This is a genomic window from Paenibacillus senegalimassiliensis (assembly GCF_001486585.1).
Taxonomy (GTDB): Bacteria; Bacillota; Bacilli; order Paenibacillales; family Paenibacillaceae; genus Fontibacillus; species Fontibacillus senegalimassiliensis.
In genome coordinates this window covers 329084-343446 of sequence record NZ_LN909046.1, presented here as the reverse complement: position 1 = coordinate 343446, position 14363 = coordinate 329084, and the positions used below count along the sequence as shown (strand labels likewise).

The following is a 14363-nucleotide window of genomic DNA, read 5'->3' as shown; positions in this document are numbered from 1 at the left end:
AGAGCTCTAGAAACTCTCCGAATGGCGGTCATACGACGATCAGGGGGATATAACATTGTCTCTACTCTCTAACCTATTCCATATCTCCTGAAAAGGTGACTGCTTTTGCATATTTAGGAAATCGCCTGAGTTCGAACCCGGCTAACCCTGCTACAGTTCTATGGCTGTTCTCCCGCAGCATTTGTCTCGGCTGTTTTGCCTGCCTCGAACTTGTGATTAATCGCAGCCCCATCTTTCTCTGTCTGATACGTAAATATATGGCCGTCCGCTGACCAGCCACCAGTCACCCAATCTCCGTCAAGCAGCTCAGCATGAACCTGCTTCCGCTCCTCGGATTCCCATTTGTAGATATACAAATGTTCCTCTTTCACTTCTGCCTCAAAGACTCCATCTGGAGAAGACCAGACAGCGGGTTGCCCAGTGAGCCAATAACCACCATCTGCCGTGTCACCAACTATAGCCTTATCACTTGGCTCCTGTTGCTGCTCCGTCTGCTGATTTGGATCGGCAGAATCTGCCCCACCCTCGGCATTCTTGAAAATTTCTGTACGCATAGCTTCCTGATCTTCAGGCTGCGCTTGATCTGCTCCTGAAGAATTACCGGCTGAGGAATTGTCCTGCGAACCCGTCTGGAGCTGATCTGAAGCCGAATTGCCACCGGAACGCGCATCCGGTTGACTGGCTTGCGGCGAATTACCCGATTGATTAGAGTCTCCCGCAGCAGGACTACCGTCCGTGGAGCTTGGCTGCTTATCTATCACAGGTGCTTTCGCCGTTTGATCCGGCAATTCGGGCGACACCTCATGATTATTGGTGTTACTGTCCTCCATCTTGAACTGAAGGGCCGTCTCATCGGGCGCCGCATCGGCTGCCGAATCGCTGCTGGTATGCTGGTCATTCAGACTCTCACTTTGCTGTAAGGCCGAGGACACCTCGGCGTCTGACAGCGTGCGTGGCTCATATTGATAAATAAACACGCCCAAAATAATAACCGCCGCTGCCCCGAGTGCACCATAACGGTATATCCAGCTTCGTTGCAGTGTTCTTCCACCACTCCGGCGTCGTACATTTCTGCCACTTGAAACTTCCGGGAATTCGTCCGATGCGCTCTTGTCCATCGACATGATTGGCAAAGCCGAAGTCTCAGCAGTGCTTCCTCCCTCCAGCCGGGCGCGATCGATTTCTTCCAGTTGCGGAAGAATTGCGTCCACAAGACTAAAGTTAGGCATGACCTGAGGCAACTTCTCCAGCCGGGCAGACAGATCGCTTAATCGTTCGAACGCTTCAGCACAAGCCTCGCAACTGTGAATATGCTCGAACAGCAACGAGCGATCTTCTTCATTTAGATCATGGTCCAGATACCGCTGCATCCATTCCTCCGCCTCCTGGCATTTCATCCTGATACACCACCCTTCTGATAATCTTGGAGTAGATGCTGCAACTGTTGCCTAGCCCTGAATAAATAGGATTTCACTGTATTCAGGGGTAAATTCAAGCTGTCAGCAATTTCGTTATACGAGAAATCCTGCAAATATCTAAGCACAACCACCGACCTGTGATGTTCCGGTAATTGCTCAATGGCATCCCGAATATCATCGGCCAAATATCCCGCCATCACTTCCCGCTCCACGCTCTCCTTGCCTTGGAACACCATTTCATGCTCGTCAATGGATACGGTTGGCTTTTGTCTACGGAATTTATCAATGCAGATGTTGGTCACAATCCGTTGTACCCAGGTTTTGAACTGCGCCTTCTCTTCATAGGAGTCGATTTTGGTATAAATACGAATAAGGGCTTCCTGAGCCGCGTCATGCGCATCCTGCTCATTGTTCAAAATATAATAGGCCGTCCGGTATACGTGATTCTCGATCTTGCGCAATAGGGTGATTAGAGCGTCGCGATCGCCCGTTTGAGCGGCTCTGATGAGATCCTGCTCTACCACTAAAGGCTCCCCCTTCCTTGCATCTTTACAGACGCTAGAGTCCGACAATATGTTGCAATGTTGTTACTATATAATTAAACTTTTAATCCTTGCTTTATGCTCTCTTAATCTCACCTTAGAATATCAGAAAAGAAAGGCCCCGTCATCCTGCTCTAATAAGGTAACCCTTTGGCTTGATTCAGCTTCCTTTACTCGGGCTGTACAGGCAGTTTGAACCTTGCTTCAATAGGCTGTCCCCGGCGTATTTTCATCTGTACCTCCCCTTGCTGGTCTGTACGATAAATCTGCACCTTCTGCTCGTCCAGACGCTCAACTACCGTTGGATGAGGATGACCATAGACATTCGTCGCTCCCGCCGAAATTAACGCACGCTCCGGCTGCCAGAAGTCAAGCCAGGCCGCTGATGTCGATGTTTTGCTGCCATGATGAGCTACCTTCAAGACATCAACAGGCCCCTTGTAGACAGTGTTGTCCCCGAAATCCTCCAAAGCTAACGCCCTTCTCTCTGCCGCCTCATCCATATCTCCAGTAAATAAAAAGGAGGATTCGTTCATTTCAAGCATAAAGACAATGGAGCGGTGGTTTTGCTCTTTATCTACGGGTAGTGTTCCGGATTCTTGAATGCCTGGCTGCGGATATAGAAACTCCAATCGGGTGTCCTTGTCAGGCTTAAGCTGCATCCCCCGGCTCACCGAATAGACGGGAATCCCCTTTGCTATAGCCGTTTCCATCAGTTTCGTCATTGTCGCCGACGGAGACAGACTGCCATTAATAAGTAAGGATTCGACACGAAATTGCTCCAGCACGGCCTGCACTCCGCCGATATGATCCTGGTCGCCATGGGTCAGAATTACAGCATCCAGCCGATGGATACCTCGCTTTTTGAGCAGCGGAGCCAAAGTCTTGGTCCCCACCTCGAAGGGCTCCCGGCGTTCCCTCCAGTTATCCTTGGCTTTGCGAAAAGAAACGGTACCTCCACCATCCACCAAAATGTGAACCCCCGAAGGTGTTGTGATCAAGGCGCTGTCTCCCTGACCTATATCAATAAACTCTACATAACCCGTTCCTTTCACATAAGCCGTGCCATAACCAACCACAAGCAACAATGCCAGTCCAGCAATGGCGGCTAAGCGCAGCAAAGCAATGGGTCGCCCCATAGCCAAGCGGTAAAGAGCCGATATCCATTGCCGTGCACCCAGAGGGAACCTTCGCCCCCTTCCATCCCCGGCTATTCCAAATCCGTAGGCTGTAGAGTCGGCCGCAGCCTGTGCCCAGACTCCTGCTGCTCCTGGTCCGAGAGGAACTGTATCCCCCACCATTCCTCCGTTTACCCGCCAAGTATCCGCTTGCTGTTGACGCTCCCTGCCCTTAGCCAGCACATAATAGCAAAGCCCGTAAAAAGCCAGAATCCACGCTATATTCGGTGATCTCCAATAGGTCATAAAGCCACTACGCCCGCTAAACCATTCTGTAACTATAAAAGTAGCGCTATTTAGCCAACGTACCGGTATCGCAGCCCATAATCCCAGTTTGGTGGGCAGCAAGCTAAGTAGCAGCGCTCCCGTGCCAAGCGGTAATGCAATTGCCCCAATAATCGGTACCAGCAACAAATTAGCCAGAATTGACAGAAGGGAAAATTGATTAAAATAAGTAATCGTCAGCGGAAATGAAACCATTTGTGCTGTTAACGTAATGGCTACAGCGCCTCCGATCTTAGGAGGCAGCCACCGGAAATAACGGCTTAATAGAGGAACAAAGATAATTAACCCCGCGGTAACAGCAAAGGAAAGCTGGAAGCTGACATTCAGTAGAAAATAAGGCTCCCACAACAGCATAAGCCAGGCTGCGGCAGCTAATATGTTCAAGCTATCCTTCCATCGACCTTGCTGCAGCAAGTATATCCCGAGCATCGTCATAAGACCGGATCGGATCACGGACGGGGAAAATCCGGTCAACAGCATGTAGACAGGAACAAAACCCATGACGACGTTCAGCGAGGTTTCCCTGGTCGCCCGACATAACCGAAGCAAGCCAAACAGAAGCCCCACGTTTATAGCTACATGACTGCCGGAAATAGCCAGAATATGTGTCAATCCAAGGTTAGTAAACTCGGTGTATTTGTCAGGCTCAAGCTCATCCTGCAGGCCGATCAGCAGCCCCTTCATATAACCAGCCTGCCAACCTGGGAACAGTCGCTCTATGCGGTCACCCAAGGCGTAGCGAACTTCATCGACCTTACCGAAGAAAGCGGCGATTCCATGGCTGCCACCCTCTACCTCCAGACTCGAAGCTCCTTCGGCTTTGAGCAGCCAGTGAATACGTTGAATATGTAGATAACGACTATAATCAAAACCACCGAAATTCCGGGCAACTTGTGGCTCCTGCAAGCTTCCGCTTAAGCTGATTCGTTGACCACGCTTCCAAAGCTTTGCCGTTTGAATCTCTTCTTGTGCAGCAAGCCTCAATTGTACAGCCACCCGTTCTCCGCCCCGAATTTCTTGTTCTGTCTCTTGTCCTTGTACCAGCCGAAATACCTCCAGTGTAAAATCAGCCCGGTCGCCATCGACCTCTACCATCGAGACAATCATTCCTTCTACGCGCCCCTGCCACGTCTGCTCGTTTGGTGGAATTTCTATATGACTAATATTACGTGCCTCATTATAAAGCCAATAAGAAGCTCCCAACGTAAATACCAGCCATAATAAAATAAGCTTGCGCCCTGGCATCCCTAAGACTATCACGGACACTAGCACTAAGAGCGAGACGCCCAGCCACAGCCACCAAAATATCCCGCCGCCGCTCCCTGCCGCCAGGCCGCTGCCAACTAGCCAGCTAACCGTCATTGCTGTTAAGGGTCTTCTTCTCATCTTCACTCCTCCTCCTTTCCATTGAAGCACTAGCAAGCCCCGCCAACTAAAAAAAGCACCCCATCCGCTTTTAAGCGAATGAGGTGCTTCCCACATTCAGATCCTACTTATAATAGGTCAATTTGCTCGGCCGTTTCCTGCGGGGGCTGATAAGCCTCCAGACGGCGAAAGGTAATACCGATTTGCTTCATCATGGCCGTGACCTTCCCGGTATCCTTCGGATAAGGACGATGGAACACGATCTCCGTAATGCCGCTGTTAGCCAGCATATTGGCGCAGGTCCAACAGGGCTCATCGGTAACGTATACGCTTGCCCCTTCCCGATCCGTGCGATCCGTGAACAAGAGCAGGTTCTGCTCGGCATGAATTGTACGAATGCAGCGCTGCTTCTTGACCATCTTCTCTTGCCCGTCTTCCAGCACCAGCTCAACCTCTTCCGAAATCATACAGCCAGCCTCCGAGCAGTCAGGCACGCCAGAGGGAGCTCCATTGTAGGCCGTCCCCAGCAATTTCTTCCCTTGCACCAGCACTGCCCCCACATGCCGCCGGCTGCAGCGTGAACGCGTGGATACCATATAAGCAATATCCATAAAATACGTATCCCAATCTTTGCGTTTGTCCGGATTCATCTTCTAGCTCCCCCTGTCTCACAGCCTGATGTATGGCTTCATCTTCGCCAGCATTTTATCTCCAATACCCTTCACTTCCGTCAGCTCTTCAATCGAAGTAAACCCTCCGTGTGTATCGCGGTAATCCATAATGGCCTTGGCCTTCTTCTCGCCGATACCCGGAATATCCTGCAATTCCACCAAACCCGCCTGATTGATACTGATTAAGCTAAGATCAATGGCAGGCTGATTAGTCCCTGCTGCATCCACAGCAGGAGCCTGGTGTATTCCTGATTTTGTCGCTGTGGGAGACTGAATTAACTCCGTCTCCACCGTAGCTGCTACCGTTGCCTTCCCATTAACCTGAACTTCACCGCCAGAAGCCATTTGCTCACCCTGAGCAGCTTCCTCCAGCGTTGCTTCGATTGCCGCATTCACAGGAGCCCAGCCTTCAATTCCGGCAGGTTTACTTCCTCCTGTTGCCAGCAGCATCAAGCCCGCTCCAAGCATCGCAGACATGGCGGCTGTCATGACCAACTTGCGCATACCCACACCCCAATCTTAAGAGGTAGTTCAAAAAGTCGCCTTCCCATGACGAAGCTGCTCAAGAAGCAAACCCGACTTTTTTGAACTCGCACTTAAAAGAATCTACTCTTATGTCATGAAGATCCAATCAAGATGCATACATATTGTTACAAGTGGAATAAACATGCCTAGACATGCTTCATACCAGAAAGGTGCAACAAGCACGGAAAGGGGAACCCGGATGAAAGTCGCCTTCATCGGAACCGGATCCATGGGAAGCTTGCTCATCGATGCTTTTTTGCGTTCAGGCGCGCTGCTCCCGCATCATATTTGTGCCAGTAATCGTTCTCCCTCTAAGGCCAAATCACTCGCTTCACGCCACCCTGGACTACAAATTAGCGATAGCAATACCCAGGCGGTGCAAGGAAGCAAAATCATCTTTCTTTGCATCAAACCTCTGGATTACCCCGATGTCATCGCGGAAATCCGGGATAGCCTTGATGAGAAGCAAATCATCATATCTATCTCAAGTCCTGTTCAAATTGAAGCGTTGGAGAACTGCATTCCCTCCAAAGTTGCCAAGATTATCCCCAGCATTACTCATATGACCCACAGCGGAGCTTCACTTTGCATTTATGGTAGCCGAATTCTTCCGGAAGATCGGCTGCTGTTGGAGCAGCTCATGTCGTCCATCAGCGTCCCGCATTCCCTGCGAGAAAGTGAAACGCGAATTGCCTCGGACTTATCCAGTTGCGGACCCGCGTTCATGGCTTATGTACTGCAAATCTGGACGGACACCGCCGCCGAACTTACTGGCATCAGCCAAGCCGAGGCCCGTAGGCTCGGCTCAGAGATGCTGCTAGGAACAGGCAAGCTGTTGACCGAAGGAGGACTCACCGTTGAAGCGCTCCGGAAGCGAGTCGCCGTGCCCGGCGGAGTTACCTCCGAAGGCATCGCTGTTCTACAAGGCGATTTACAACGTTTGTTCGCCCGTTTGATACAAGCGACTCACCGCAAAAACGATGAGGATATCAGCAAGCTTCAGGAATTGTTCCGTTCCATCGTCAAAGAAGCTGCATCCGATTAGCCCACAACGATATTGACCAATTTGCCAGGAACGGCGATCACCTTGCGGATGGCTTTACCTGCCATAGCTTGCTGCACATTAGGCAAGCCCAAACTATGCTCTTGCATGGCCGCCTGATCCAGATCCTTGGAAATTTTAGTGCGATCCACAATTTTACCGTTCACCTGAACGACGATTTCCACTTCCGCTTCCACGGTCCAGGCCTCATCATAAGCTGGCCATGGTTCATAAGAAATCGTGCCTTCATGCCCAAGCCGCTCCCATAATTCTTCCGCTATATGTGGAGCTAATGGGGAGAGCAGTTGCACGAAGCTCTCGGCTGCCTCTTTCGGAACTGCATCAGCCTTATAGGCTTCGTTCACAAAGATCATCAATTGGCTGATCGCCGTATTGAAGCGCAGATTGTCAAAATCTTCGGTCACTTTCTTGACCGTCTTATGCCAGGTCCGCTTCATCTCGTCGCTGCCGCCATCCGCCGTGATTTTGGCGTTCAGGCTTCCATCCTCAGCCACGAACAAGCGCCATACACGGGACAGGAAGCGATGAACCCCTTCCACCCCATTGGCATTCCATGGCTTGGTAGCTTCCAGCGGCCCCATGAACATTTCATAAACGCGCAACGTATCCGCTCCGAATTCATTCACAATTTCATCCGGATTGATGACGTTACCGCGAGATTTACTCATTTTCTCATTATTGGTGCCCAGGATCATCCCTTGGTTCACCAGCTTGTGGAACGGCTCCTTGGTAGACACGACGCCCAGGTCGTAGAGTACCTTGTGCCAGAAGCGGGCATATAGCAGATGGAGCACGGCATGCTCGGCTCCCCCGATGTACAGGTCAACAGGCAACCATTCCTTTTGCTTATCTTGAGAGCACAGCTCTTGATCATTATGCGGGTCAATGTAGCGCAGGTAATACCAGCAGCTACCGGCCCATTGCGGCATCGTATTTGTCTCACGACGTGCTGGAAGTCCTGTCTCCGGATCGGTTGTATTCACCCAGTCCGTAACGTTAGCCAGTGGTGATTCGCCTGTACCTGATGGCTTGATCGCATCCACATCCGGCAGAACAAGCGGAAGCTGATCCTCCGGCACCGGCTTCATCGTGCCATCCTCCAGATGCAAGATTGGAATCGGTTCGCCCCAATAGCGTTGACGACTAAACAACCAATCACGCAGACGATAGGTAATCTTGCCTTTTCCTTTGCCGTTCTCTTCCAGCCAACTGATCATCTTCTTGATGGCTTCCTCATTGTGCAAGCCGTCGATGAATCCTGAATTAACATGGGCTCCGTCACCGGCATAAGCTTCCTTGCTCAAATCGCCGCCGGACACCACTTCAATAATCGGCAGCTCGAATTGCTTGGCAAAGGCATAATCACGTTCATCATGTCCCGGTACAGCCATAATCGCTCCCGTGCCGTAGCCAGCCAGCACATAGTCAGCAATCCAGATCGGCAGCTTGGCCCCATTCACCGGATTGATAGCATAGGCCCCGGTAAAGACGCCTGTCTTGTCTTTGGCCAAATCCGTCCGCTCCAGGTCACTCTTGCGAGCAGCCTGCTCTTGATAGGCCTCAATGGCTGCGCGTTGTGCTTCCGTTGTAATCTTGCTAACCAGTTCGTGCTCCGGCGCAAGCACCGCGTAGCTCGCTCCGAACAAGGTATCCGGACGCGTGGTGAACACGGTCAATGCCGCGTCGTGCCCTTCAATGGCAAATACAACCTCGGCTCCTTCCGATTTTCCGATCCAGTTACGCTGCATATCCTTGATACTTTCGGACCAGTCCAGTTCCTCCAGATCCTCAAGCAAACGTTCCGCATATTCAGTAATCTTCAGCACCCATTGACGCATCGGCTTGCGAATGACTGGATGACCCCCGCGTTCGCTCTTGCCATCAATGACTTCCTCGTTCGCCAGTACCGTTCCCAGCGCTGGACACCAGTTCACTGGCACCTCGGCAACATAAGCCAAGCCGCGTTTGTAAAGCTGGATAAAAATCCATTGCGTCCATTTATAGTAAGACGGATCGGTCGTGCTAATCTCACGGTCCCAATCATATGAGAAGCCCAGCGACTTAATTTGGCGCCGGAAATTGTTAATGTTCTTAACCGTAATATCCCGGGGATGCTCACCCGTATCAAGCGCATGCTGTTCCGCCGGAAGTCCGAAGGCATCCCAGCCCATCGGATGAAGTACGTTGTAGCCGCGCATCCGTTTGAAGCGGGAGACGATATCCGTCGCCGTGTAACCTTCCGGATGGCCTACGTGCAGGCCCGCACCCGAGGGGTAAGGGAACATATCAAGCGCGTAAAATTTCGGTTGCCCCTGTTCCTCCCGTGTTTTGAACGTATGATGCTCATCCCAATAAGCTTGCCATTTCGGCTCGATGGCCTGAGCCCGATAGATGTCTTGGGGCACGTTATGATCCGCCATATTCCAAAATCCTCCTTGATTAACCATAGTTTTAATACAAAATCCAGGATCGTCCTCTTAAGATAAATAAAAAACCTCCCGATCCATAGCGTATCATCGCTAGGGACGAGAGGAAGTTTCCCGTGGTACCACCCTAGTTAGCATCGGACATACTTTGTCCTAGCTCACTTTGACCCTTAACGCGGGCAAGACGATGATGCTTTTGAGCATCATGACTCCAAGGCGAGTTCATTTTCATTTCCCAACCGGCTTGCACCTGACGCCGGCTCTCTGGATGGTGAAATCAAAATTACTGTTCCTCTTCAAAGTTATCGTGATGTATGCAATTTTGGCTATCAGTTATTATATCCAATTTGCCGCTATAAAGTCAACGGCAGACCCGGTTTATCCGGTAATCAAAGTTGAAGCTCTTGATTATTCCGTCTAAATTTTGTTATTATAAAGATGTGTACACAACGCAAAAAACCTCGACAATTCGAGGCAGACTCCTGGACAAGCACCACCTTGTCCGAGGAACTTTATTTTGCAATGTGTTTTACTTTACTGGAGAGGAGGTTATCACTCATGGCAAAGGATGTACTCTGCGAAGTGAATTCATGTCGTTTCTGGGACAGCGGTAACAAATGCGCTGCTTCCTCCATCTACATCGTTTCTCATACAGAAGCTAAAACTTCTAAGGAAACAGATTGTAAAACATTTGAGCATAAAGCATAATCGATCCATCTGAGAAGGGACAACCCATGTTCCTTCTCTTTTTATTTTATCAAAGTTGAGAATGATTATCAAGATGAAAATGCAATTTTTTGTCCATGCTCTGAACGCAAGATAGTTCTGGACGCAAAAACCCAAGGAACTAAGCGAAATAGGTCGCTTTAGCTCCTTGGGTTTTAAAAACACTTCTCTATTTTGTTACTCTGGATGTTCTATTTAAATACGGTTGATTCGAGCAAGCAGGGTCTCCATATCACGCTCGCGAAGGCCCCTCTTGCTAAGCCACACCAGCGCCCGTAGCGGCAGGAAGTGCAAGTCCGCCTCGGCGATATCCGCCGGTTTGTCAGCCGGGAATATACCGCTATTAGCCTTGAACTGCTCAATGAGTTCCAAAGTAGCCGAGTCGGGATTTCCCCAAGTCAGCAAATCCCCCAAGGTTGAGTTGCGAGTGAAAACACGATTTCGCTGAGTCCCACTCTCCACAAAGACTTCTGACGTTGCGGCGATATCACGAGATGAACGCCCAATCATAATGTCGAATAGGCCGCTCTCCGCATGCCAATCACCTAACTCGACGTCGTAAAAGGCGAACGCTCTTTTACTTAATTCGAAGGTGACGGTCTTCTCTTCCCCTGGCTGAAGCTCGATTTTCTCGAAGCCCTTTAGCTCGCGAAGCGGCCGGGCAACAGAGGCTTCCCGATCTCCTACGTACAATTGAACGATTTCTTTACCTGCAAGCTCCCCCGTATTTCTTACTCGCACGCTCACCGTTAAGGTGTCGGAATCCTGAATATGTGTACTACTTAAGGATAGGTCAGAGTATTCAAAGCGGGTATAGCTTAAGCCGTGCCCGAACGGGAATAACGGCTCCAAGGCTTTGGTGTCATAGTATCGGTACCCAACAAATACGCCCTCACGGTACTCCGCCCGGTCATGCTCTCCCGGGAAGAACAGGTACGATGGGTTATGCTCCAGCGCAGCCGGGAAGGTCTCGGCTAACTTACCGCAAGGGTTAGCGTCGCCGAACAGCAGATCAGCCAAGGCCCCTCCACAGGCTTGCCCACCTAGGTAAGCTTCCAGCACAGCCTGGGTCTTGCCGATCCAGGGCATCTCTACAGGTGAACCATTGCTAAGAATCACCACCAGGTTAGGTTGAACCTGAGCCACTTCCTCAATCAGACGGATATGATTCTCTGGCAGACGGAGATGCTTGCGATCATACCCTTCCGTCTCATAACGGTCCGGCAAGCCAGCGAAAATTACGGCTACCTCAGCTTGCTTTGCAGCTTCAACGGCTTCAGCAATCAGCCCGGCATTCACCTCGTCCTCATCCGTCCGATACCCTGACGCATACGACAGTTGTGCCGAATTCGCCACTTTACGACGGATCTCCTCGAAGGCATTATCCAGCTGGGTAGGTACGATATGTGAGCTGCCGCCACCCTGAAATCTCGGTTGCTGCGCGAAGCCACCAATGATAGCAATATTTGCAGACTTCGAGAGCGGTAAAATGGCTTGCTCATTCTTAAGCAATACCATGCTTTCGCGGGCCACTCTTCTAGCCAGCCGATGATGCTCCTCCGCGTCGAAGGAGGCCTGCTCCCGCTTGGCTTCATGTCCCTTGAAGGCCAGTTCCAATAATACGGTGACAGCTCTGTCTAGCAGGGCTTCATCCAGTTCACCATTTTGCACAGCCTGGACTATTCTGGCATCGCCTTCTCCAAGGCTGAACGGCATCTCCAGGTCAAGACCAGCGCGCAGACCAGGTACCCGTTCATTTATCGCACCCCAATCGGATACAACTACGCCTTCAAAACCCCATTCATCCCGCAGAATATCGGTAAGCAGGGTCTTGTTCTCAGCACAGTATTCACCATTGACCCGATTATAAGCTGTCATCACGGTCCACGGCTGGCCTTCTTTGACAGCACCTTCAAAGCTGGCAAGATAAATCTCCCGCAACGTCCGTTCATCCACGATAGCGTCCACAGTCATCTTACGGTATTCCTGATTGTTCAAGGCAAAATGCTTAAGCGAGGTGCCCACGCCTTGGCTTTGTACACCTTGAATATGGCTGCCCGCCATCTCCGAGGATAGATAAGGGTCTTCCGAGAAATATTCAAAGTTTCTGCCGCAGAGAGGGCTGCGCTTGATGTTGGCACCTGGGCCTAGCAGCACAGATACCCCAGCAGCCTGACATTCAGCACCTAGCGCCGATCCCATCTCGCGAATTAATGAACGGTCCCAGGAGCACGCCAAGCCAGCGGCGGAAGGAAAACATGTAGCCGGAATACTTTGACCCGCAATGAGATAATCCGCGTTCTCTACTTCCTTACGCAGCCCGTGGGGGCCATCCGCAACCATAATGGAAGGAACGCCCAGACGCTCCACCGTCTTCAACCGCCAGAAGTCCTGACCCGAGCAAAGGCTAGCCTTCTCCTCTAAAGTCAACTGCCCGACGATTTCCTTGATCGATCGTTCCATGCTTATTGATTCCCTCCTGTTCCGGCGGCTGACTTGAACACCAAAGCCTCGTACGGCTGCAATACACCCGATTGATGTTCCACATAATTGGACAGAAGCAGTTCTCCAAATAGTGAAAGCTCAGCTAATTCGGTCAGTGCTACTTCATGATCTGTAAAGTTACAAATGACAACAAATTGCTCGTCTCCATAAATCCGGCGATAAGCTCCAACTTCATTGGATTCTTCATAAAGGTCCTCGTAAAATCCGTAGACCAGAGCCGAATGTTCCCGTCTGAGTGCAATTAACTGGCGGTAGAACTGGAGAACAGAATCCTGATCCTTCATATTGTCATCCACGTTAATTTGTTGATAGTTAGGGTTTACCTTAATCCAAGGCTCACCGCTGGTAAATCCTGCTTCTGCCTCGTTACTCCACTGCATAGGAGTCCGTCCCTGATCGCGGCTGCGTCGGCCGAGATAATCCATAATCTCATCGGCCGAACGTCCCTTCGCCGTTTCCTCGCGGAACAGGTTGATGCTGCCGATATCGCGATACTCATGAATGGATTCGAAATGACAATTGGTCATACCGATTTCCTGACCTTGATAAATAAACGGCGTACCGCGCATGAGGAAATAATAAGCTGCCAGCATTTTGGCCGCAGGCTCACGATATGAGCCGTCACTCGCGAATTTCGATACTGAACGTACATGATCGTGATTCTCCAGGAACAACCCCATCCAGCCTTGCCGATTGGATTCCTTCTGCCATAGCGACAATGCATCCTTGAATTTCTTCATGTCCCAATCAATAAATTCTGCCTTACCACCAGGTTTGATATCCAGATCCACATGCCCGAACTGGAACAACATCGTAAATACTCCGTCCGTTTCATCCACGAAATCCGGAATTTGCTCCAGCGGTACGCCGGGTGCTTCAGCCACTGTAATTGCCCCGCGAGGTTCCAGGGCCTCCTGCTTCATTTCCCGTAAGAAATCCAGAATGCCCTCCTGGTTCAAGCTTGCCTTCTCGATTGGAGCAAAGGAGCGACCATTTTCAAGTTCAAGCTGAGGATAAGCAGGGTCCTTCTTGATGTAAGTAATGGCATCAACGCGGAAGCCTGCGATGCCTTTATCCATCCACCAGTCAATCATATTGTAGATTTCCCGCCGTACTTCTTCATTCTCCCAGTTCAGGTCCGGCTGCTTCTTCGAGAAGCAGTGAAGGTAATACTCGCCACTCGCCTCATCCCATTCCCAGGCAGAACCCCCGAATGCGCATTCCCAGTTGGTTGGCTCCTTGCCGTCCTTGGCCGGACGCCAAATATACCAGTCTCTCTTGGGATTATCCTTGGAGGAACGCGACTCAATGAACCAGGCATGCTCATCCGACGTATGGTTAGCCACCAAATCCATGACCAGCCGAATACCTCGTTTCCCGGCTTCTTCCAGCAATTCGTCCATGTCTTCCATCGTTCCGTACTCAGCCAGAATGCCGTGATAATCCGAGATATCATACCCGTTATCATCGTTCGGGGAATCATAAACCGGACTTAGCCACAACAAATCAATCCCCAGATACTGCAAATAATCGAGGCGCTGGATAATCCCTCGCAAATCCCCGATTCCGTCTCCGTTGGAGTCTTGAAAGCTGCGTGGATAAATCTGGTACGCCACGCTTTCCTTCCACCACTGCTGCTTTTGCTCTCTCATTGTTCGT

General features: G+C 50.7%; 11 protein-coding genes and 1 other annotated feature. Of the genes, 3 read left to right on the top strand and 8 right to left on the bottom strand.

The annotated features are described in order from the left end of the window. Window positions 1-158: 158 nt before the first annotated feature. From BN3279_RS15570 to BN3279_RS15550, 5 genes are all read right to left on the bottom strand, one after another. Window positions 159-1397, bottom strand: coding sequence for a zf-HC2 domain-containing protein (locus BN3279_RS15570; RefSeq protein ID WP_059052098.1), 1239 nt, complete (start codon window positions 1395-1397; stop codon window positions 159-161). After that, a complete protein-coding gene (locus BN3279_RS15565; RefSeq protein ID WP_059052097.1) occupies window positions 1394-1942 on the bottom strand; it encodes an RNA polymerase sigma factor in 549 nt (182 codons plus the stop codon). The genes BN3279_RS15570 and BN3279_RS15565 overlap by 4 nt, the downstream gene beginning before the upstream one ends. 188 nt (window positions 1943-2130) lie before the next feature. Beyond that, on the bottom strand, window positions 2131-4809 hold the full coding sequence (locus BN3279_RS15560; RefSeq protein ID WP_059052096.1) for a ComEC/Rec2 family competence protein: 2679 nt from the start codon (window positions 4807-4809) through the stop codon (window positions 2131-2133). Window positions 4810-4916: 107 nt separating this feature from the next. After that, window positions 4917-5438 (bottom strand): deoxycytidylate deaminase, encoded by a 522-nt coding sequence (locus BN3279_RS15555; protein ID WP_059052095.1) that lies wholly within the window; start codon window positions 5436-5438, stop codon window positions 4917-4919. Window positions 5439-5456: 18 nt separating this feature from the next. After that, window positions 5457-5963 (bottom strand): ComEA family DNA-binding protein, encoded by a 507-nt coding sequence (locus tag BN3279_RS15550; protein ID WP_059052094.1) that lies wholly within the window; start codon window positions 5961-5963, stop codon window positions 5457-5459. Window positions 5964-6183: 220 nt separating this feature from the next. Here BN3279_RS15550 and comER point away from each other — a divergent pair, with 220 nt between their 5' ends. Then, window positions 6184-7029: a late competence protein ComER gene (comER, locus tag BN3279_RS15545; protein WP_059052093.1), complete on the top strand. Its 846-nt coding sequence runs from the start codon at window positions 6184-6186 to the stop codon at window positions 7027-7029. On the opposite strand, the gene leuS is transcribed toward comER, so the two are convergent. Beyond that, on the bottom strand, window positions 7026-9467 hold the full coding sequence (gene leuS, locus BN3279_RS15540) for a leucine--tRNA ligase (protein WP_059052092.1): 2442 nt from the start codon (window positions 9465-9467) through the stop codon (window positions 7026-7028). The genes comER and leuS overlap by 4 nt on opposite strands. Window positions 9468-9565: 98 nt before the next feature. Beyond that, window positions 9566-9782: a binding site (T-box leader), on the bottom strand. Here leuS and BN3279_RS24045 point away from each other — a divergent pair. Then, the gene (locus BN3279_RS24045) at window positions 9745-9894 is read left to right on the top strand and encodes a hypothetical protein (RefSeq protein ID WP_187377804.1); all 150 of its coding nucleotides are present in this window, start codon (window positions 9745-9747) and stop codon (window positions 9892-9894) included. (Overlaps the previous feature by 38 nt.) A 137-nt stretch (window positions 9895-10031) precedes the next feature. After that, window positions 10032-10181 (top strand): DUF1540 domain-containing protein, encoded by a 150-nt coding sequence (locus BN3279_RS23465; protein WP_082673100.1) that lies wholly within the window; start codon window positions 10032-10034, stop codon window positions 10179-10181. A 213-nt stretch (window positions 10182-10394) separates the two neighbouring features. Here BN3279_RS23465 and BN3279_RS15535 read toward each other — a convergent pair whose 3' ends face one another. Both BN3279_RS15535 and BN3279_RS15530 read right to left on the bottom strand, forming a co-directional pair. Further along, window positions 10395-12662: a glycoside hydrolase family 3 C-terminal domain-containing protein gene (locus BN3279_RS15535; RefSeq protein WP_059052091.1), complete on the bottom strand. Its 2268-nt coding sequence runs from the start codon at window positions 12660-12662 to the stop codon at window positions 10395-10397. Window positions 12663-12664: 2 nt separating this feature from the next. Then, the gene (locus tag BN3279_RS15530) at window positions 12665-14356 is read right to left on the bottom strand and encodes an alpha-glucosidase (RefSeq protein ID WP_059052090.1); all 1692 of its coding nucleotides are present in this window, start codon (window positions 14354-14356) and stop codon (window positions 12665-12667) included. Between the last annotated feature and the right edge of the window lie 7 nt (window positions 14357-14363).